Raw genomic sequence first — 20,743 nt, forward strand, 5'->3', positions numbered from 1 at the left:
CATGAGTGCTGAGGGTCAGGGAAGAAGCCACTGGTTCGACGACGAGGCCGGTCCGGTCGTCCGCCCGTACGCCATGACACGCGGCCGCACCACCAGTGCGGCCCAGCATCGTCTCGACCTGATCGCCGTGGTCGTCGTGGAGCCGCACGCGGACGACCCGGACGCCGACTCGACGCTGTCCCCGGAACATGTGGACATCGTCGAGCTGTGCCGTGACGCCCCGCAGTCCGTGGCGGAACTCTCCGCCGAACTCGATCTGCCCATCGGAGTCGTACGAGTCCTCGTCGGGGACCTCGTGGACAGCGAATTCGTCCATGTGAACCGGCCTGTACCGCCTGCCGAGCTGGTGGACGAGAGTATTCTGCGCGACGTGATCAACGGCCTGCGGGCGCTGTGAGCGGCGTGGAAGCGGGGTAGTGACGTGACAGGCTGGCAGTTCTGGGTCGACCGTGGCGGCACCTTCACGGACATCGTCGCGCGACGCCCGGACGGCCGTCTGCTGACGCACAAGCTCCTGTCGGAGAACCCGGCGCGCTACTCCGACGCGGCCGTCGCGGGCGTACGCGAGTTGCTGGACGGTTCCCAGGACCCCGTCGAGGCCGTCCGCATGGGCACGACGGTCGCCACCAACGCCCTCCTCGAACGCAAGGGCGAGCGGACCCTGCTCGTCGTCACCCGAGGCTTCCGCGACGCCCTGCGTATCGCCTACCAGAACCGGCCCCGCATCTTCGCCCGCCGGATCGAGCTCCCCGAGCTGCTCTACGAACGGGTCGTCGAGGTCGACGAGCGCATCGCCGCCGACGGCACCGTCCTGCACGCCCCCGACCTGGACGCCCTCGCCGGCCCCCTCCAGGAGGCGTACGACGACGGGATCCGCGCCGTCGCCGTGGTCTGCATGCACAGCCATCTGCATCCTGCTCACGAGCAGGCCGTCGGCACGCTCGCCGCCCGCGTCGGCTTCCCGCAGATCTCGCTGTCCAGCGAGGTCAGCCCCCTGATGAAGCTCGTCCCGCGGGGGGACACCGCCGTCGTCGACGCCTACCTCTCGCCCGTGCTGCGCCGCTACGTCCAGCATGTCGCCGACGAACTCGAAGGCGTACGGCTGATGTTCATGCAGTCCAACGGCGGTCTCGCCGAAGCCGGGCAGTTCCGCGGCAAGGACGCCATCCTCTCCGGTCCCGCGGGCGGCATTGTCGGCATGGCCCGCATGTCGCAGCTCGCCGGCTTCGACCGGGTCATCGGCTTCGACATGGGGGGCACCTCCACCGACGTCTCCCATTTCGCCGGCGAATACGAACGCGTCTTCACCACGCAGATCGCCGGTGTCCGACTGCGCGCCCCCATGCTGGACATCCACACCGTCGCCGCGGGCGGCGGCTCGGTCCTTCACTTCGACGGCTCCCGCTACCGCGTAGGGCCGGACTCGGCGGGCGCGGACCCGGGGCCCGCCTGCTACCGGGGCGGCGGCCCGCTCGCCGTCACCGACGCCAACGTGATGCTCGGCCGCATCCAACCCGCCCACTTCCCCAGGGTGTTCGGCCCCGACGGTGACCAGCCCCTCGACGACGCCCTCGTCCGTGACCGCTTCGCCGCGCTCGCGCGCGAGATCCGCGAGCAGACCGGCGACGACCGCACGCCCGAACAGGTCGCCGAGGGCTTCCTGCAGATCGCGGTCGCCAACATCGCCAACGCCGTCAAGCGGATCTCCGTCCAGAAGGGCCACGACGTCACCCGCTACGCCCTCACCACCTTCGGCGGCGCCGGCGGCCAGCACGCGTGCATGGTCGCCGACTCGCTGGGCATCCGCACCGTCCTCGTGCCGCCCATGGCCGGTGTCCTGTCGGCACTCGGCATCGGCCTCGCCGACACCACAGCGATGCGCGAACAGTCCGCCGAGGCGCCCCTGGAGGCCGCCTCCATGCCCGGCGTCCTCAAGACGGCGGAGGACCTCGAATCCGCCGCCCGCACCGAACTCCTCGACGAGGACGTCCCCGAGGACCGCATCAAGGTCACCCGACGCGCCCAACTCCGCTACGACGGCACCGACACCACCCTCACCGTCGAACTCACCGAGCCCGACGCGATGCGGCGCGCTTTCGAAGAACGTCATCGCGCCACGTACTCCTTCGCCCTCGACCGACCGATCGTCGTCGAAGCCCTCTCCGTCGAAGCCACCGGCATCACCGAACCCCCCGATCTCTCCGCTCTCGCCCCGTACGAAGCCACCCCTGAAGGCAGCCCGGCCCCCCCGCGAACCGTCCGCCTCCACACAGGCGGCACCTGGCGCGACGTACCCCTCCACCGCCGCGAGGCCCTTCCCCCCGGCGAAACCGTCACCGGCCCCGCGATCATCACCGAGGCCAGCGCGACGACCGTCGTCGACGACGGGTGGCAAGCCGCGACGACCGACGACGGGCATCTGGTCATGGAACGCGCGGCGATTACGGAGAGTTCCGATCTCGGCACGAAAGCCGACCCGGTTCTCCTGGAGGTCTTCAACAACCTGTTCATGTCCATCGCCGAACAGATGGGCGCCCGCCTCGAATCCACCGCCCAGTCCGTCAACATCAAGGAGCGCCTGGACTTCTCCTGCGCACTCTTCGACCCGGACGGAAACCTGGTGGCAAACGCCCCCCACATCCCCGTCCACCTGGGCTCGATGGGCACGAGCGTCAAGGAGGTCATCCGGCGCCGCGGCCCCCGGATGCGCCCCGGCGACACCTACGCCGTCAACGACCCGTACCACGGCGGCACCCATCTGCCCGACGTCACCGTGATCACCCCGGTCTTCGACACCGGACAGACGTCGAACACGGAGGGTGACCAGATCCTCTTCTACGTCGCCTCACGTGGCCACCACGCCGAGATCGGCGGCATCGCGCCCGGCTCCATGCCCGCGAACAGCCGCACCATCGACGAGGAGGGCATCCTCTTCGACAACTGGCTGCTCGCCGAGAACGGCGGCTTCCGCGAGGAGGAGACCCTCCGCCTGCTCACCGAGGCGCCATACCCCTCCCGCAACCCGAAGACCAACCTCGCCGATCTGCGTGCCCAGATCGCGGCCAACCAGAAGGGCGTCGACGAAGTCGCCCGCATGATCGAGAACTTCGGGCTCGATGTCGTCCAGGCGTACATGAAGCATGTCCAGGACAACGCGGAGGAAGCGGTACGCCGCGTCATCGACGCCCTGGACGACGGCGAGTACACCTACGAGACCGACTCAGGCGCCGAGATCCGGGTACGCGTGCGTGTGGACCGCGAGAACCGCACGGCCACCATCGACTTCACCGGCACGTCCCCGCAGCTGACCACCAACTTCAACGCACCGTTCTCGGTCGTCAACGCCGCGGTCCTCTACGTCTTCCGCACCCTCGTCGCCGACGACATCCCGCTCAACGACGGCTGTCTGCGGCCCCTCGACATCATCGTGCCGCCCGGCTCCATGCTCGCCCCCGAACCCCCGGCAGCCGTCGTCGCGGGCAACGTCGAGACCTCCCAGGCGATCACCGGCGCCCTCTACGCCGCCCTGGGTGTCCAGGCCGAGGGCTCCGGCACCATGAACAACGTCACCTTCGGCAACGAACGCCACCAGTACTACGAGACCGTGGCCGCCGGATCCGGCGCGGGCGACGGATTCCCCGGCGCGCCCGTCGTCCAGACCCATATGACCAACTCGCGGCTCACCGACCCCGAAGTGCTGGAGTGGCGACTGCCCGTTCAGCTCGACGAGTTCGCCGTACGGCGCGGCAGTGGCGGCGCCGGACAGTGGCGCGGCGGGGACGGCGCCGTGCGCCGCATCCGGTTCCACGAGCCCATGACCGTCTCCACGCTGTCCCAGCACCGCCGGGTGCCGCCGTACGGCATGGCGGGCGGCGACCCCGGCGCGCTGGGTGCCAACCGCGTCGAACACGCGGACGGCACGGTCACCGCACTGGCCGGAAGCGACTCGACGGACGTCGGCCCCGGCGACGTACTCGTCATCGAAACCCCCGGCGGCGGAGGCTACGGCCCACCGTCGCGCGACCCCCATCAAGCAGGAGAAGAGATCGATGATCTTCGGGCGTTCTGAGCGCGGGAAGCCTCCGGTCGAGCCCGTCACGCTCAAGATCCTGGTGGCCGGCGGCTTCGGCGTGGGCAAGACCACCCTCGTCGGCGCCGTCAGCGAGATCAGGCCGCTGCGCACCGAGGAACTGCTCACCGAGGCCGGCCGCCCGGTCGACGACACGAGCGGTGTCGAGGGCAAGCGCACCACCACCGTGGCCATGGACTTCGGCCGCATCACACTGCGCGAGGACCTGGTCCTCTACCTCTTCGGCACGCCCGGCCAGGAGCGGTTCTGGTTCATGTGGGACGAGCTCTCGGAGGGCGCGCTCGGCGCCGTCGTCCTCGCCGACACCCGGCGCCTGGAGGACTGCTTCGCGGCCGTCGACTACTTCGAGCGGCGGTCCATACCCTTCCTCGTCGGCGTCAACTGCTTCGAGGGATCCGCCCGCTACCCGGCGGAGGACATCCGGCAGGCCCTCGACCTCGACGAGGGCGTACCGCTGGTGCTGTGCGACGCGCGCGACCGGGAGTCCGTCAAGGAGATCCTCATCGGTGTCGTCCAGCACGCGATGGCGTACCAGGCGGACCGCCGCCAGACCGTCACCACCTGACACCCGGCATACGCGCACGGCCCGTACCCCCGCCGACTGGGGTACGGGCCGCGTCTCATGGACACGCGCGCGTGGCTCACGCGACCCGCACGCGCGGGCCGTCTGCGTCAGTTGTCGCCGTCCTCCAGCCAGCCGAAGCTCTTCTCGACCGCCTTGCGCCAGTTGTGGTACTCGCGGTCACGGTCCTGGGCGGGCATGGCGGGCGTCCACTCGACATCCTTCGCCCAGTGCGCCTTGAGTTCGTCCAGGTCGTTCCACACCCCGGTGGCCAGCCCCGCCGCGTACGCGGCGCCCAGGCAGGTCGTCTCGGAGATCTTGGGCCGGATCACCGGCACGTCGAGCACGTCCGCCTGGTGCTGCATGAGCAGGTTGTTCTTCGTCATGCCGCCGTCGACCTTCAGGGTCGTGATGTGCACCCCGGAGTCCTGGTACATGGCGTCCACGACCTCGCGGGTCTGCCAGCTCGTCGCCTCCAGCACCGCGCGTGCGAGGTGTCCCTTGGTGACGTAGCGCGTCAGACCGGTGATGACACCGCGCGCGTCGGAACGCCAGTACGGCGCGAACAGGCCGGAGAAGGCGGGCACGATGTATGCGCCGCCGTTGTCCTCGACACTCTCCGCGAGGGGCTCGATCTCGTCCGCGGTGCGGATGATGCCGAGCTGGTCGCGGAACCACTGGACGAGCGCTCCCGTTATGGCTATGGCTCCCTCCAGGCAGTACACCGGCGCCTCACTGCCGATCTTGTAGCCCATCGTCGTCAGCAGCCCGCTCTTCGACGGCACCGGGCGGTTGCCCGTGTTGAGCAGCAGGAAGCTGCCCGTGCCGTACGTGTTCTTGGCCGTGCCCACGTCGTAGCAGGCCTGCCCGAACACCGCAGCCTGCTGGTCGCCCAGAGCCGAGGCGACCGGCACACCGGCCAGCTGGCCGACGGCGGTCCCGTAGACCTCGGAGGAGGACTTGATCTCCGGCAGGACGGCCTCGGGCACGTTCATCGCGGACAGGATCGAGGGGTCCCACTGGAGGGTCTCCAGGTTCATCAGCATGGTGCGGCCGGCGTTCGTCACGTCGGTGACGTGGTGTCCGCCGTCCGTGCCGCCGGTGAGGTTCCAGATCAGCCAGGAGTCGATGGTGCCGAAGGCGATCTCGCCGCGCTCGGCGCGGGCCCGCAGGCCAGGCACGTTGTCCAGCAGCCAGGCCGCCTTGGGGCCGGAGAAGTAGCTGGCCAGCGGCAGCCCGGTCTGCTCACGGAAACGATCCTGCCCGTCCGAGCCGCCGAGCTGGTTGCACAGCGCCGCCGTACGGGTGTCCTGCCACACGATCGCGTTGTGCACCGGTTTGCCCGTCGCGCGGTCCCACAGGACCGTCGTCTCACGCTGGTTGGTGATACCGAGCGCACTGAGCTGATCGGTGCGCAGACCCGCCTTCGCGATCGCGCCCGCCACCACCGCCTGCACCTTCGACCAGATCTCGGTGGCGTCGTGCTCCACCCAGCCGGGCTTGGGGAAGATCTGGCGGTGCTCGCGTTGGTCGACGGCCACGATGGCGCCGTCCTGGTTGAAGATGATGCAACGGCTTGAGGTCGTGCCCTGGTCGATAGCGGCGACGAACTTGTCCGTCATGACGTCCCCTTCGTCGGATCCTTCAGAACGCTGCGTTGAAGATGACCCCGGACAGCGCTCCGCCGATCAGCGGTCCCACCACCGGGATCCACGAGTAACCCCAGTCCGAGGTGCCCTTGTTGGGAATCGGAAGCAGGGAGTGGACGATGCGCGGACCCAGGTCACGGGCCGGATTGATGGCGTATCCGGTGGGGCCACCGAGCGACAGGCCGATGCCGACCACCAGGAACGAGACGATCAGGATCGCCGTGCCCGACACGCCCAGTCCCTTGGTCAGACCGAACGCCAGGATCGGCAGCACCAGGGCGATGGTCGCGATGATCTCGGTAATGAGGTTCGCCACGACATTGCGGATCGTGGGCGCGGTGGAGAAGATCCCGAGCGTCGGCTGAGCGATCTTCTCGTCGGCATTGGCCTGGAACTGCGCGAAGTAGACCAGCCAGCACAACACCGCACCGAGCATCGCACCGACGATCTGGCCCGCGATGTAGATGTGGACCTTGTCCCAGTTCCCGGTGTCGATGGCGATTCCGATCGTCACGGCGGGGTTGAGCTGCCCGCCGGACAGCGGTGCGGCGGTGTACGCGCCGGCCATCACGCCGAATCCCCAGCCGAACGCGATGACGACCCAGCCGGCGTCCTTCGCCTTGGAATAGTTGAGTACGACGGCGGCGACGCATCCGGCCCCGAAGAGGATCAGAATCGCGGTACCGATGACCTCACCGAGGAAAATATCTCCGTTGCTCATGGCGGCTCCTAGGCCCTGGCCGGGACGATCGGCCCCGGTTTCTCCGTGCGGGGTGCGTTTCCCATGGCGACTTCGGCCGAAGGCAGGGGGATCCTGCGCCCCGCCCGGCGTCCGTGACGAGCGTGCCGTCGCAGCCGACTCGCCCGTGGGGGAAGGGCCTTGGTCCAGGGCGGAACCGCGCGGCGCAGTGCGTGGATACGCCGAGAATGTACGGCGATGTCGACCGACACCGGGAAGTGTTCACCGGCGTCCAAGGGGCGTCAAGGTCGCGGACGTCAAACGGTTGGGGGCGCGAGCACGGGTCACGGATCGTCACCGACGCGGCTCGTGGCACGCCCGTTCGGGGTGGGACGGACATCGAGGCCCTGCTGAGGCCGGCAGGGAGGCCAGTTCCTGCTGAACCCGACAGGGGTCGAAGGCCATGGCTGTTCTTGAGGTCGTACGGACACCTTTCGGCCCCCGCCGACCTGCTAGGAACAGGTTCTCACCCCTTGCCCGGGTCCGCCACCGCCCACTCGGCACGGGCGGGCTCCGCCGCCACACCGCGAAGGATCTCGTACCCGGACAGCCCCGCGCGGCCGATCACCCAGCTCGCCCCACTGAGCGATTTCGCGGCCTTCTTCAGCGGCGCCAGGCAGGCTGCCGCCTGGCGGTGGTCCGGCACGCTCCCGGGCTCGCACACGACCGTGGCCAGGGACAACGTGACAGGAAGCCCGCCCGCCGACCAGGGCGCGTCCAGTACGGAGGCGGCCAGCGGGCTCAGCCCCTCAGGGTCGGCGAGCACCAGGAAGTCGTCCCCGCCGATGTGGCCCACGCGGGTGCTGCCGGACGCCGCTTGCTGCAGCGCCCGTCCGACCGACCGGATCAGCTCGTCGCCCGCCGCGAACCCGGCTCCGTCGTTGACCTGCTTGAAGCCGTCCACGTCCAGCCAGCTCAGTGCGAACGGCCGTCCTTCCGCGATCCGCCGGTCCACCTCACCGGTGATCGCGTCCGAACCGGGCAGCCGGGTCAGGGGGTTGAGCCCCGCCGCCTCCTCGACCTGGGTCTCGGCGAGGGCCCGCACGAGGTCCGCGAGCCGTACGACACCGACGCACCGCCCGTACCGGTCGACCACGGCCACATCGTCCGACGTGCGATCCCGGTCGCCGACCGCGACCACGTCCAGCACTTCCCACGCGGTGGCGTCGACGCCCACCGTGCGCGGCGGGTCTCCGAGCTTCGCCGCGGGCCGGTCGGCGTACAGGGCATGGCCGTAGCGGCCCGACATCGACAGCAGGAAGCGGGAGCGATGCACCGACCGCAGCGGCACGCCGTCCGGGTTCACCAGCAGTACTCCGGACACGTCCGGCGACCCGGTCAGCAGCGCCCGCACCTGGCCCGCGGACGCGGTGGCGGGCAGCAGTGCGGCCGGCCGCACGAACTCCAGCACCGACGGTCCCGAGCGGGTCGTCACCGCAAGTCCGGGGGAGCGCGGCGGAACGTATACCTCTGCCGCGGGCAGCCGAGCCGGCGGAGCGAACAGCTCCCCCTGAGCCAGCTGCGCACCGGCCGACTGCGCGGCCGCGCACTGCAGTTCCGTCTCCACGCCCTCCACGCACAGCAGCGCCGGCAACTGGTCGCACAGCGTCCGCATCGCCCGCACCGCCGCCGGGCGCAGCAGCATGGACGCGTCGAGCTTCACCAGGTCCGGCGCCATGTCGGTGAGCAACCGCAACGGCACGTCCCCGTCGCCGACGCCGTCCGCGCTGATCCGGAAGCCGAGGTCGCGCAGCGAGCCGATCGCCTCCAGCAGGGCCTGCTGAGGCACGTGCGTGTACGGCGGACCGACGTCGATCGTCACCTCCCACGGGAGCCGCCCCGCGGCACGCACGGCGTCGTGCAGCGGTGTGAGCCCGCCGAGGTCGGCGAGGGTACCGGCGAACACGTTGACGTACAGCGGCAGCAACGTCTCCTTGCGAGCCGCCGCGCGGAACGCCAACACAGCCAGCCGGCCGTCGAGTTCGGGGTCACGGCGGGCCTCGGCCAGGACGTCGCCGGTCTCCGGGCGGGCGAGTATCTCCAGCCCCGCCACCCCACCGGTCGTCAGATTGACCACCGGTTGGAAAGCGAAGCGGAGAGTATCCGTCCAGGAGTCCACGGCAGCATGATGGCGCCGCTGGAGAGCGCCCAAGCCCAGTTCATGAGACGTTCACGCAGGATTCCGGGTTGGTCACACACCGTAGACATGCCTGGCCCGTGGTCGGTCGAACGGCGGTGAGGCCACCCCGCAGGACCGGATCCTCGTGCCGACCGAGCCGCCGCGCCTCACCGCACCGCGATCACCGCCGATCCGTGTCCGAACAGCCCCTGGTTCGCCGCGATCCCCACGCGCGCCCCCCTGACCTGCCGGTCAGCCGCAGCCTCCCTCAACTGCCAGGCCAGTTCGCAGACTTGGGCGATCGCCTGGGCCGGTACCGCCTCTCCGAAGGAGGCCAGACCGCCGCTCGCGTTGACGGGTATGCGGCCGCCCAGCGCCGTCGCGCCCTCCCGGAGCAGCTTCGCGGCCTCTCCCTCGGCGCACAGCCCCAGATCCTCGTACCACTGCAACTCCAGCGCGGTGGACAGGTCGTAGACCTCCGCGAGGGACAGCTCCCCCGGGCCGATGCCCGCCTCCTCGTAGGCCGCCCGCGCGATCGACGCCCGGAAGGTGTCGGCCGCCGGTCGCACCGCCACCGCGGAGTCCGTCGCGATGTCGGGCAGATCCAGGACCGTATTGGGATAGCGCGGCGTCACGGTGGACACCGCCCGGATCCGCACAGGATCCGTGACCCCGCGCCGACGGGCGAACTCCATGCCCGCCAGGACCAGCGCCGCCCCTCCGTCCGAGGTGGCGCAGATGTCGAGCAGCCGCAGGGGATCGGCGACCACGGCGGACGCGGCGACCTCCTCGGCGGTGACCCTCTTGCGGTAGCGCGCGTGGGGATTCAGCGCGCCCAGAGCGGCGTTCTTCACCTTGACCTGTGCGAAGTCGTCCAGGGTGTCCCCGTGCAGTGCCATCCGCCGCCGCGCGTACAGCCCGAAGTACGTCGGATTGGTCGCTCCGAGGACTCGGAAACGCAGCCAGTCCGGATCGTCGGGCCGGTCGCCGCCGGCAGGCCGGAAGAACCCCTTGGGCGCCGCGTCGGCGCCCACCACGAGCACCACGTCCGCCAGCCCCGAAAGTATCTGTGCCCGCGCGGTGTCGACCGCCTGCGCTCCGGACGCGCACGCCGCGTACACGCTCGTGACCCGGGCGCCCTGCCAGCCCAGCGCCTTCGCGAACGTGGCCCCGGCGACATACCCCGGATAGCCGCCCCGCACCGTGTCCGCACCGACGATCGACCCGATGTCCCGCCACTCCAGCCCCGCATCGGCGAGCGCCGCACGGGCCGCCACCGCCCCGTACTCGACGAAGCTGCGCCCCCACTTGCCCCAGGGGTGCATGCCCACCCCGAGCACCGCCACCTCATCCGTCATGCCGCCACCCCCGTCGGTCGCCACTGCCAGGTCGTCCAGACCGTCTCCGCGTCCTCATGGAGCACGCCGGGAACCACCTCCACCTCCATGCCCACCGCCAGATCGGCGACGGTGATCCCGGGCGCCGCCTGTCCCAGCACCACGAGGCGCTCGGCCGGCAGCTCCACAGCGATCAACGTGTGCGGCTCCCACGGAAGTTCCGGATCGGTCACATAGGGTGACGGAGGTCGGTAGCGGCTGTCCGTGTACGACCAGACGCGCCCGCGCCGCGAGAGCGGCACCTCCTCCAGGTCGCCGCCCGGGCAGTCCGGATTCCGGCAGTGCGTGTCCTCGCGGGGAAAGAACACCGAGGCGCAGACCGAGCAACGAGTGCCGAGGAGCCGGAAGTCGCCCCCTTCCCCGGCGAACCACCCGGCGACCACAGGTGTGCGCGTACGTGACATAGCCCCTCCTGGCCGGGATCTGACGGATGGATCTGACGGAACGTCAGAAGTGTGTCACGGGCAACCGGAAAGCGGCAGAGCGGCCTTACGGGTCGACTGCATCCGATCACTTCCCCGACGGAACACATTCCTGATAGATGCAGGAGACATGACACGACTCTCGATCGCCGTGCGAGGACTGGTCACCACGCTCGCCACCCTGCTGGCCGTCACCGCCACCCCCGCCACCGCCCAGGCGAAGACCGAGCCCAGAGCGCCGAAGGACTTCGTGGCGCTGAGAACCGTGGACCCCACCATCATCGAGGAGATGCGGTACTTCACCCCGCACAACTTCGTGGGCGAGCGCATCGACGGCTACCGACAGCCCCTCTGCATCCTCACCCGACCCGCCGCCGAGGCCCTCCACAAGGCCCAGAAGCAGCTGCTGCGCCAGGGCTACACGCTCAAGGTGTACGACTGCTACCGGCCGCAGCGCGCCGTCGACCACTTCGTCCGCTGGGCCGAGGACCTCGACGACGAAGCCATGAAGGGCGAGTTCTACCCGAACGTCGACAAGGCTCGCCTCTTCGTGGACGGTTACATCGCGGAGAAATCCGGCCACAGTCGCGGCTCGACCATGGACCTGACGATCGTCCGGCTACCGGCGAAGCCCACCAGGCCCTACGTGCCAGGGCAGCCCCTCGTGCCCTGCTACGCACCCCACAGCGAGCGCTTCCCCGACAACTCCGTCGACATGGGCACCGGCTACGACTGCTTCGACACCCTCTCGCACACCCTCGACCCGCGCATCCAGGGCGAACAGCGTGCCAACCGGCTGTTGCTCAAGGGCACCCTCGAAGCCCTCGGATTCGTGAACCTCGCCGAGGAATGGTGGCACTACACGTACAAGCCGGAGCCGTATCCGGACACCTACTTCGACTTCCCCGTGTCCCGGAAATCTTTGACCAGGCAGTAGTGACCGGCCCCCGGAAGACGCCCTTCCACTGATCGGATACAGTCCGCCGCGTGTCCGAATCTCAATACTCCGTTCCCAACTCCGCAGCGAACTCCCACTGTTCGACCTGCGGCGCGCCCTACGGAGAGGGCGTCTCCGGCTGGCCGCGCACCTGCCCGGTGTGCGGCGCCGTGGCCTACCGCAACCCGCTGCCGGTAGCGATCGCACTCCAGCCCGTGTACGACACGAAGGGCACCGCCCTTGTCGTCATCACCCGAACCGTGGCCCCCGCGCGCGGAGGCATCGCCCTGCCCGGCGGCTACATCGACGACCGCGAGGACTGGCGCCAGGCCGTCGTGCGCGAGCTCAATGAAGAGACCGGCATCGACGCGGCCGGCCGCGACGTACGTCTCGTCGACGCGATGAGCTCCCCCGATGGGCACCTGCTGCTGTTCGGTCTCCTCCCGGAACGCTCCGCCGACCGCCTCCCGCCGTCGGCCGCCACGAACGAGACCGAGGGCTGGCATCTCCTGCGCAGGCCGGAGGAGCTCGCCTTCCCGCTGCACACACTGGCCGTACGGGCGTTCTTCGAGGGCCGTTACATCTGACCTCAACGCTCGCCGAGCCCTCTGACGCGCACCGGACGAGGAGACGGGATCACACCGTCCTCGTGCTCCAGCTCGACGACGAGCTTGCCGCCTTCCCAACGGGTGACGTAGCGCTCGATCTCCGGCTCGTCCCAGCCGTCACCCGTGTCCGGCACCACCAGTCCGCCCCCGGTACGCCCCCGGGCGGGCGCCCACACCTCCAGTTCCAGCCCGCCGTCGTCCCCACGAACGGGGACGACGGCGCCCGAGCGCGCCAGCACCGGGACACGCGACAAGGGCGCGTCGATGAGCACCTGCCCCGGCCCTTCGTACGCCCGCTCCGTCGCCGTGTCGTACCAGCGCCCCCGCGGCAACTGCACCGCACGCCGGTCAGCTCCCGGTTCCAGCACCGGCGCCACCAGCAGACAGTCGCCCAGCAGAAACGCATCCTCGCAGTCGCGCAGCGCCCGCTCCTCGGGCGCCGACCACCACAACGGACGCACATACGGCGCCCCTGTCCGCCGGGCCAGATGCGCCAGCGTCACGAAGTACGGCAACAGCCTCCGGCGTTCGACGAGCGCCACGCGCGCGTGCTCCAGCACTTCGGGACCGAACTCCCATGGCTCCCTGCGCCCCGCCCGCAGACTCGCATGCGTACGGAACAGCGGCAGATACGCCGCCAACTGCAGCCACCGCAGATACAGCTCCGGCGAAGGACTCCCGTCGAACCCGCCCACGTCCGGCCCCGAGTAGGGCACCCCGCACAGCCCGAGGCCCATGACCAGCGACAACGACGCCCGCAGCCCGGGCCAGCCGGTGGCCACGTCGCCGGACCAGGTGCCCCCGTATCGCTGCATGCCGGCCCATCCGGACCGCGAGAACACAAAGGGCCGCGCCTCGGGCGCCAGCGCACGCAACCCCTCGTAGCCCGCCCTGGCCATGCACAGACCGTAGACGTTGTGCGCCTCCTGATGATCACCGCCCCGCCCCTCCAGGGAGTGCCGGGCCGAACGCGGCAGTGTCGACTCACCGAAGGCCGCGAACGAGGTCGGCTCGTTAATGTCGTGCCAGAAACCCGAGAAGCCCTGCGCCAGCCGCTCCTCGTAGAGCCCACCCCACCAGTGCCGCACACGCGCGTGCGTGAAGTCCGGGAAGACCGCCTCCCCGGGCCAGACCACTCCCCGCACGACCTGCCCCGAGGCGTCCCTGACGAAGGCGTCCTCGACCGTCCCGCTGTCGTACACGGCGTTGCCCGGTGCGGCCTTGACCGCCGGGTCGACGATCGAGACCAGGCGGATCCCGTCCCGCCGCAAGTCCTCGGCGAGCTGCGGCAGTTTGGGAAAGCCCTCATGATCGACCGTGAACACCTGATGCTCGTCGTAGTGGTCGATGTCCAGATGGACCGCGTCCAGCGGCAGATCCCGATCCTGGTAGCCAGAAACGATCCGCCGTACCTCCTGCTCGCTGCCGAAGCCCCACCGCGCGTGATGGTGGCCCAATGCCCATGCCGGCGGCAGCGCGGCCGCACCGGTGAGGGAGGCCCACACGAGCAGCACGCGCGCGGGAGTGCCCACCATCACCCAGCAGCGCAACGGCCCCCCGTCCATCCGCAGTTCGCTGGTCCCCGCGTGGTCATGCCCGGAGCCGGCGCCCTCCTCGCCCTCCCGCAGCGTCACCGTGCCGTCCCACGAAGTGTCGTGGAACACCAGGTGCGTGGCCGCGTCGGCCACCACCAGCTGCACCGGCATGGTGATGTACAGCGGGTCGTCGCCAGGGCCGAACGCATGCCCCGGGTCGGTGTTCCACAACCGGTACGTCCCGTTCTTCAGCCGGGGCCCAGCCGCCCGGCCGCCCAGCCCGAAGAACCGAGCGTCCGCGGCCACCTCCGACCGCTGCATCCAGCGCGCCGCCCCACCGCCCACCGGCTCCCACCAACGCGGCGGCAGGTCACGGCGCAGCGTCACACCACCCGGCGTCTGCACCTCCACCGCACCGTGCCGCGAGATGACCACCGTCACCCGCTCGGCCACGACCCGCCAGCCACCGTCCTTGTCGGGCTCCAGCACGGCCCGGGGATCCGGTTCCGGACACCGGCCCGCGAGAGCGTACGACGGCTCGGGGGCGGACCCGTCCCACCCCCAGAACACGGCCCCGTTCACGGTGACGACGATGCGCAGTTCCGACCGGCTGAACCGGATGACACCGCCGCCCGGACCGGGCTCCACTTCCTGCACCGGGCCGGGCACCCGAGCGCGCTCGGCACCCCGGGGCGCCAGCCCCGCGGCGTCCGCGCGCTGCCTGCGCCACGCCGCCCGTACGGTACGCAACCCCTGGGCCGCTCCCACAGAACCGACCGCCTTCATCGAACGCACCAGGTCACGACCGTCCATGCTGCTCAGCCTGCCATTCAGCGCCCCACACACGTGTGCCGTTCAACTGCCGTTCACCCGTGCCGGGACCACATCTTCACGACACGGACTATGTGGGGCGCGCCCTGGTGCAGAAGTCGATCACATGGCATCGTCCGTGTCATCCGCGTCACGCGCACACCCCAGCCTTGCGCGGAAGACGCACACGACGCGCACAGTCCGGGAGCCGCCCCATGTCGACCGTGAATCCCCAGCCGCTCTGGCAGCCAGATCCGCAGCGCATCGCGCAGGCTCAAGTCACCAGGTTCCAGGCCTGGGCCGCCGAAAACCACGGCGCCCCCGCCGAGGGCGGCTACGCGGCCCTGCACCGCTGGTCGGTCGACGAACTGGACACCTTCTGGAAAGCCCTCACCGAGTGGTTCGACGTACGCTTCGCCACCCCCTACGCGCGCGTGCTGGGCGATCGCGCGATGCCCGGCACCCAATGGTTCCCCGGTGCGACCCTGAACTACACCGAGCACGCGCTACGCGCCGCCGAGACCCGCCCCGACGAACCCGCACTCCTCCACGTGGACGAATCCCACGAACCCCGTCCCGTGACCTGGTCCGAGCTGCGCCGCCAGGTCGGCTCCCTGGCCGCCGAGCTGCGCGCCCTCGGCGTCCGCCCCGGAGACCGCATCAGCGGCTACCTCCCGAACATCCCGCAAGCCGTCGTCGCCCTCCTCGCCACGGCTGCCGTCGGCGGCGTGTGGACCTCCTGCGCCCCCGACTTCGGCGCCCGCAGCGTCCTCGACCGCTTCCAGCAGGTCGAACCCGTCGTCCTCTTCACGGTCGACGGCTACCGCTACGGCGGCAAGCAGCACGACCGTCGCGACACCGTCGCCGAACTCCGCCGCGAGCTGCCCACCCTGCGCTCCGTCGTCCACATCCCCCTGCTCGGCACCGACGCCCCCGAAGGCGCCCTGGAATGGTCTGCCCTCACGGCCGCCGACGTGGAACCCGTCTTCGAGCAGGTGCCCTTCGACCACCCCCTCTGGGTGCTCTACTCCTCCGGCACGACCGGCCTCCCGAAGGCCATCGTCCAGTCGCAGGGCGGGATCCTCGTCGAGCACCTGAAACAACTCGGTCTGCACTGCGACCTGGGCCCAGAGGACCGTTTCTTCTGGTACACCTCGACGGGCTGGATGATGTGGAACTTCCTCGTCTCCGGCCTCCTCACCGGCACCACGATCGTCCTCTACGACGGCAGCCCGGGATACCCCGACACAGGCGCCCAGTGGCGGGTCGCCGAACGCACGAAGGCCACCCTCTACGGCACCTCGGCCGCGTACGTCATGGCCTGCCGCAAGGCCGATGTGCACCCCGCCCGCGACTTCGACCTCTCGCCGGTCCAGTGCGTCGCCACCACCGGATCACCGCTCCCGCCCGACGGGTTCCGCTGGCTGCACGACGAGGTCCGCGACGACCTCTGGATCGCCTCCGTCAGCGGCGGCACGGACGTGTGCTCCTGCTTCGCGGGAGCCGTGCCCACGCTGCCCGTGTACGTCGGCGAACTCCAGGCCCCCGGCCTCGGCACCGACCTGCAGTCCTGGGACCCCAGCGGCGACCCCCTCATCGACGAGGTGGGCGAGCTCGTGGTCACCAACCCCATGCCGTCCATGCCGATCCACTTCTGGAACGACCCCGACGGCAGCCGGTACCACGACAGCTACTTCGACACCTACCCCGGCGTATGGCGCCACGGCGACTGGATCACCGTCACCTCACGCGGCTCCGTCATCATCCACGGACGCTCCGACTCGACCCTCAACCGCCAGGGCGTGCGGATGGGCTCGGCGGACATCTACGAAGCCGTGGAACGCCTCCCCGAGATCAAGGAATCCCTCGTCATCGGCATCGAGCAGCCCGACGGCGGCTACTGGATGCCCCTGTTCGTGCACCTGGTCCCGGGAGCCGTACTCGACGAGGCCCTCCTGAACCGCATCAAACAGACCATCCGCGAACAGCTCTCACCACGTCACATCCCCGACGAGATCATCGAGGTCCCCGGCGTCCCCCACACCCTCACCGGCAAGCGCATCGAGGTCCCGGTGAAGCGACTCCTCCAAGGCACACCCCTGGAAAAGGCGGTCAACCCGGGCTCGATCGACAACCTCGACCTCCTCCACTTCTATGAGGAACTCGCCCGCAAGCGCGCCTGATCGACAAGTGCCGGCCTCGGACTCCAGAGCCAGTGACCTCCGGGGCCGGCCATGCGCCGTTGTCAGTGCCCCCGATTACTGTGAGTGAGCATTGATCAACTGCACCCAGGGGGAAAGATGGCGCACACCGACCACCAGACGATGCGACGCGCCCTGCGCCGCGAGATCGCCGGCACGATCGGTCTGCTGACCGACGAGCACGACTTCCGTGCCATGCGCGGCTACCGCAGCTTCACCTTCGACGACCACAAGATCTATCTGGAACAGGTGGAAGCCCTCCTCAGGACACGGGCCTCCCAAGGCGGCCATACGACGATCGCCCTCTTCGATCCCCAGGAATACGCCGAGTTCTGCGCGGAAACGGGCCTCGACCCCGACGTCCCGTCCAGCCGCACGCGCTTCACAGCCGAACTCGCGGCCACCGGACCCACCGTCCCCTACGAGGGCCAGCCCCTGGCAGACCTCGTCCCGTCCCTCGTCGACGAGGCTGTCCGCCAAGCCACCTGGGAGTACGCGTCCACACTCCTGGCCCGACTCGGCGCCTGCGCCACCTGCGGCGAGGACCTCGGCCGCGCGGCCTTCATCCGCGCCTCGCATCTCCTCGTCCGCATCCTGGACACGGCCCATCCGGGCTGCCGACACCTCGTCTGCAGCGTCATGGGAACCCCGGAAACACTCGTCTCCGCCCTTCACGCCGACGAACACGCCCAGGGCGCCACGCACCTCGACGATGCAGAAGTGCTGGAGTTCACCACGGTTCTCGCCCTCGGCCTGGCCACCCGGAGTCCCGGCGGACTCGTCATGCGCACCAGCGCCCCCGGCACATCAGACCGCATCTACGGATGGCGCCTGCGTGGAGACGGACTGGCACCCCTCACCGCCGGCGAGGTCTTCGACGCCTACTGCACCGACATCGAGTCCGGAGACCTCATCTCCCCGGAATCCGGCGTCGACTACTGCGCGCCACCTGACCTCGGCGACGAGCAGGCGATTCCGGGCCACGACCACTGAACGCAAGGGGGCGCCCCACCCGCAGGTGGAGCGCCCCACGCGACAGGCATGCAGCCCGCTCGCTCCGGCTACTCGCCGGACAGCACCGCCTGAGCGGCGTTCCGCGCCTCCTCGGCACTGTCCGCCGCCCGCGCCGCCGCAGCGGCACGCTCACACTGAGCCAGCGTGTACTTCGCCAGCGTCGCCCGGACATAGGGAATCGATGCCGACCCCATGGAGAGAGAGGTGACACCCAGACCGGTCAGCACACACGCCAGCAGCGGGTCGGACGCCGCCTCACCACAGACACCGCAGCTCTTGCCCTCGGCCTTCGCCGCCTCGGCGGACAGCGCCACCAGGTCGAGCAGCGCGGGCTGCCACGGATCCTGCAGACGGGACACCGCACCCACCTGACGGTCCGCGGCGAAGGTGTACTGCGCGAGGTCGTTCGTCCCCAGCGACAGGAACTCGACCTCCTGCAGGATCGAACGCGCCCGCAGCGCGGCCGACGGAATCTCCACCATCGCACCGAACTTCGCCTGCAGCCCGGCCGCACGGCAGGCGTCCGCGAACGCCTTCGCATCGGCACGGTCCGCCACCATCGGGGCCATGACCTCAAGGTAGACGGGCAGTCCCTCAGCAGCCTTCGCGAGTGCGGTCAGCTGGGTACGCAGTACCTCGGGGTGGTCCAGCAGCGTCCGCAGACCACGCACACCCAGCGCCGGGTTCGGCTCATCGGCCGGCGTCAGGAAGTCCAGCGGCTTGTCCGCACCCGCGTCCAGTACACGTACGACGACACGCCCCTCGGGGAAGGCCTCAAGCACCTGCCGATAGGCCTCGACCTGCTTCTCCTCCGACGGCGCCTTCTTGCTGTCGTCGAGGAAGAGGAACTCGGTACGGAACAGACCGACACCCTCGGCGCCCGCCTCGACAGCAGCCGGAACGTCGGACGGCCCGCCGACATTGGCCAGCAGCGGCACCTTGTGACCGTCCGCGGTGGCACCCGGGCCGGTCGATGCCGCGAGCGCGGCCTTGCGCGCGGCGGCTGCGGCCTCCAGCTCCGCCTTCTTCACCTCGCTGGGATTCACGAAGATGTCACCGGTGCTGCCGTCAACAGCGATGACCGTGCCCTCGGCAAGCTCACCGGCACCCGGCAGCGCGACCACGGCCGGAACGCCGAGCGCCCTCGCCAGAATCGCGCTGTGGCTGGTCGGCCCGCCCTCCTCGGTGACAAAGCCGAGCACCAGGGCCGGGTCCAGCAGCGCTGTGTCGGCCGGCGCGAGGTCGCGAGCGACAAGGACATAGGGCTCGTCGCTGTCCGGGACACCCGGCATCGGGACGCCGAGCAAACGGGCGACGATACGATTCCGCACGTCATCGAGGTCGGCCACCCGGCCGGCCAGGTACTCCCCGGCGCCGGCCAGCAGCTCGCGGTACGCGGCGAAGGCGTCGTACACGGCACGCTCAGCCGTGCTGCCGACGGCGATACGCCGGTCCACATCCGCCATCAGCTCGGGGTCCTGGGCCATCATGGCCTGCGCCTCAAGCACCGCCTGGGCTTCGCCCCCCGCCAGATTGCCGCGCGCCATCAGGTCGGCCGCCACAGCCTCCACGGCCTTGCGGGCGCGCCCCTGTTCACGCTCCGCGTCCTCGGCCGGGATCTGCTTGGCAGGCGGTTCGAGGACCGCCGTTCCCATGTGCCGAACCTCGCCGATCGCCACACCGTGGCTCACGCCGACGCCTCGCAGCGTTGTCTCCATCTCACCCGTCTCCGATAGTGCGGCGGGTCCCGCCGCCGCAGTGGTTGTCGTCCCTACTTGCCGTCATACGACGGCGCCGGTGTCACTTCCAGACGAAGAGACTGTCACCAGCCTTCACGTCGCCGTCGTCCCGCAGATCGGAGAGGGCCTCCGCCGTGGCCTCAAGGGCAACGATCGGGCACACCGGGGACTTGCCGGCTTCCTCGACCGCTGCGGGGTTCCAGCGCACGATGCCCTGCCCGCGCGTCACGGTGTCCCCCTTGTTCACGAGAAGCTCGAAGCCCTCGCCGTTGAGCTGCACGGTGTCGATGCCGAGATGGGTGAGCACGCCATGACCCTGCTCGTCGACGACGACAAAGGCGTGCGGATGGAGAGAGACGATGACTCCGTCCACGGGCGACACAGCCTCGGAGGGCTCACGCACGGGGTCGATCGCGGTGCCCGGGCCGACCATGGCCCCGGAGAAGACAGGATCGGGTACGGATGCCAGTCCGACGGCGCGTCCTGCCAGTGGGGACATCACGGTGGTCATGGGAAACCTCCCAGGGGTGGAGATCGTTATGGGCCGTCGCTGCCTGTGCCGGACGGCACACTGTTCAGCAGGGTATGTCACATGAAGTGCCGGTTCCGCGTGAGCACTCCAGAGTGGTCTAGACCATATCGTAAACCGATTTGCACCCGCTCTGCGGCCGCGTGTACAGTCGTACTCCTGCTCGGGACTGAGTGACGCAACTAGGCGTCCTTGCCCAGCAGCACCCAACTTGTCAGATCCTATCTCGGGGTCACCTTCTGCATGCCCGCAGGATGGTGGTCAGAGGGCCGGAAAAACACTGATAGAGTTTGGAACACCGAAGGGAAGCGCCCGGAGGAAAGCCCGAGAGGGTGAGTACAAAGGAAGCGTCCGTTCCTTGAGAACTCAACAGCGTGCCAAAAATCAACGCC

15 protein-coding genes are annotated in these 20,743 nt (G+C 69.7%); 7 read left to right on the top strand and 8 right to left on the bottom strand.

Translation table 11 applies throughout. From position 1 onward, the window contains the following. The first annotated feature begins 1 nt into the window (after position 1). The 3 genes from ACFWYS_RS26525 to ACFWYS_RS26535 are packed head-to-tail and all read left to right on the top strand — an operon-like array spanning position 2 to position 4,655. On the top strand, positions 2-397 hold the full coding sequence (locus tag ACFWYS_RS26525) for a DUF742 domain-containing protein (RefSeq protein WP_384773758.1): 396 nt from the start codon (positions 2-4) through the stop codon (positions 395-397). 24 nt (positions 398-421) lie between these two features. Continuing rightward, entirely contained in the window at positions 422-4,069 is a 3,648-nt protein-coding gene (locus ACFWYS_RS26530; protein ID WP_384773761.1) for a hydantoinase B/oxoprolinase family protein, read from the top strand. Beyond that, complete coding sequence (locus ACFWYS_RS26535; RefSeq protein WP_384773763.1) at positions 4,050-4,655, top strand: ATP/GTP-binding protein; 606 nt, start codon at positions 4,050-4,052, stop codon at positions 4,653-4,655. The genes ACFWYS_RS26530 and ACFWYS_RS26535 overlap by 20 nt, the downstream gene beginning before the upstream one ends. A 107-nt stretch (positions 4,656-4,762) precedes the next feature. Here the strand turns inward: ACFWYS_RS26535 and glpK are convergent, their stop codons facing one another. The 5 genes from glpK to ACFWYS_RS26560 form a co-directional block, all read right to left on the bottom strand. Further along, positions 4,763-6,274 carry a glycerol kinase GlpK gene (glpK, locus tag ACFWYS_RS26540; RefSeq protein WP_384773766.1) on the bottom strand — a complete coding sequence of 504 codons (1,512 nt, stop codon included), beginning with the start codon at positions 6,272-6,274 and terminating at the stop codon, positions 4,763-4,765. A gap of 22 nt (positions 6,275-6,296) precedes the next feature. After that, the gene (locus ACFWYS_RS26545) at positions 6,297-7,022 is read right to left on the bottom strand and encodes an MIP/aquaporin family protein (protein WP_384773768.1); all 726 of its coding nucleotides are present in this window, start codon (positions 7,020-7,022) and stop codon (positions 6,297-6,299) included. 484 nt (positions 7,023-7,506) lie between these two features. Continuing rightward, a complete protein-coding gene (locus tag ACFWYS_RS26550) occupies positions 7,507-9,159 on the bottom strand; it encodes an EAL domain-containing protein (protein WP_384773771.1) in 1,653 nt (550 codons plus the stop codon). A 167-nt stretch (positions 9,160-9,326) separates the two neighbouring features. After that, on the bottom strand, positions 9,327-10,517 hold the full coding sequence (locus ACFWYS_RS26555) for a lipid-transfer protein (RefSeq protein ID WP_384773773.1): 1,191 nt from the start codon (positions 10,515-10,517) through the stop codon (positions 9,327-9,329). Further along, a complete protein-coding gene (locus ACFWYS_RS26560) occupies positions 10,514-10,939 on the bottom strand; it encodes a Zn-ribbon domain-containing OB-fold protein (RefSeq protein ID WP_384773810.1) in 426 nt (141 codons plus the stop codon). The genes ACFWYS_RS26555 and ACFWYS_RS26560 overlap by 4 nt, the downstream gene beginning before the upstream one ends. 169 nt (positions 10,940-11,108) lie before the next feature. On the opposite strand from ACFWYS_RS26560, the gene ACFWYS_RS26565 reads away from it, so the two are divergent. Further along, on the top strand, positions 11,109-11,915 hold the full coding sequence (locus ACFWYS_RS26565; protein WP_384773776.1) for a M15 family metallopeptidase: 807 nt from the start codon (positions 11,109-11,111) through the stop codon (positions 11,913-11,915). A gap of 50 nt (positions 11,916-11,965) precedes the next feature. Beyond that, entirely contained in the window at positions 11,966-12,502 is a 537-nt protein-coding gene (locus tag ACFWYS_RS26570) for an NUDIX domain-containing protein (RefSeq protein WP_384773779.1), read from the top strand. A 2-nt stretch (positions 12,503-12,504) separates the two neighbouring features. Here the strand turns inward: ACFWYS_RS26570 and ACFWYS_RS26575 are convergent, their stop codons facing one another. Next, positions 12,505-14,871 carry a TIM-barrel domain-containing protein gene (locus ACFWYS_RS26575; RefSeq protein ID WP_384773782.1) on the bottom strand — a complete coding sequence of 789 codons (2,367 nt, stop codon included), beginning with the start codon at positions 14,869-14,871 and terminating at the stop codon, positions 12,505-12,507. Between the two features lie 212 nt (positions 14,872-15,083). On the opposite strand from ACFWYS_RS26575, the gene ACFWYS_RS26580 reads away from it, so the two are divergent. Both ACFWYS_RS26580 and ACFWYS_RS26585 read left to right on the top strand, forming a co-directional pair. Next, entirely contained in the window at positions 15,084-17,051 is a 1,968-nt protein-coding gene (locus ACFWYS_RS26580; RefSeq protein WP_384773783.1) for an acetoacetate--CoA ligase, read from the top strand. A gap of 117 nt (positions 17,052-17,168) precedes the next feature. Continuing rightward, a complete protein-coding gene (locus ACFWYS_RS26585; protein ID WP_384773786.1) occupies positions 17,169-18,062 on the top strand; it encodes a hypothetical protein in 894 nt (297 codons plus the stop codon). A 68-nt stretch (positions 18,063-18,130) separates the two neighbouring features. On the opposite strand, the gene ptsP is transcribed toward ACFWYS_RS26585, so the two are convergent. After that, entirely contained in the window at positions 18,131-19,801 is a 1,671-nt protein-coding gene (gene ptsP / locus ACFWYS_RS26590) for a phosphoenolpyruvate--protein phosphotransferase (protein ID WP_384773789.1), read from the bottom strand. An 82-nt stretch (positions 19,802-19,883) separates the two neighbouring features. Beyond that, positions 19,884-20,333, bottom strand: a complete 450-nt coding sequence (locus ACFWYS_RS26595) for a PTS glucose transporter subunit IIA (protein ID WP_384773792.1) — start codon at positions 20,331-20,333, stop codon at positions 19,884-19,886. Positions 20,334-20,743 lie beyond the last annotated feature (410 nt).

The sequence above is a fragment of the Streptomyces sp. NPDC059010 genome (assembly GCF_042740355.1).
In the GTDB taxonomy this organism is placed as follows: Bacteria; Actinomycetota; Actinomycetes; order Streptomycetales; family Streptomycetaceae; genus Streptomyces.

Coding starts and splice junctions, on each gene's coding strand:
- ACFWYS_RS26525 (WP_384773758.1), top strand. CDS start 2: ATGAGTGCTGAGGGTCAGGGAAGAAGCCACTGGTTCGACGACGAGGCC.
- ACFWYS_RS26535 (WP_384773763.1), top strand. CDS start 4,050: ATGATCTTCGGGCGTTCTGAGCGCGGGAAGCCTCCGGTCGAGCCCGTC.
- glpK (WP_384773766.1), bottom strand. CDS start 6,274: ATGACGGACAAGTTCGTCGCCGCTATCGACCAGGGCACGACCTCAAGC.
- ACFWYS_RS26545 (WP_384773768.1), bottom strand. CDS start 7,022: ATGAGCAACGGAGATATTTTCCTCGGTGAGGTCATCGGTACCGCGATT.
- ACFWYS_RS26555 (WP_384773773.1), bottom strand. CDS start 10,517: ATGACGGATGAGGTGGCGGTGCTCGGGGTGGGCATGCACCCCTGGGGC.
- ACFWYS_RS26565 (WP_384773776.1), top strand. CDS start 11,109: ATGACACGACTCTCGATCGCCGTGCGAGGACTGGTCACCACGCTCGCC.
- ACFWYS_RS26575 (WP_384773782.1), bottom strand. CDS start 14,871: ATGGACGGTCGTGACCTGGTGCGTTCGATGAAGGCGGTCGGTTCTGTG.
- ACFWYS_RS26580 (WP_384773783.1), top strand. CDS start 15,084: ATGTCGACCGTGAATCCCCAGCCGCTCTGGCAGCCAGATCCGCAGCGC.
- ACFWYS_RS26585 (WP_384773786.1), top strand. CDS start 17,169: ATGGCGCACACCGACCACCAGACGATGCGACGCGCCCTGCGCCGCGAG.
- ptsP (WP_384773789.1), bottom strand. CDS start 19,801: ATGGAGACAACGCTGCGAGGCGTCGGCGTGAGCCACGGTGTGGCGATC.
- ACFWYS_RS26595 (WP_384773792.1), bottom strand. CDS start 20,333: ATGACCACCGTGATGTCCCCACTGGCAGGACGCGCCGTCGGACTGGCA.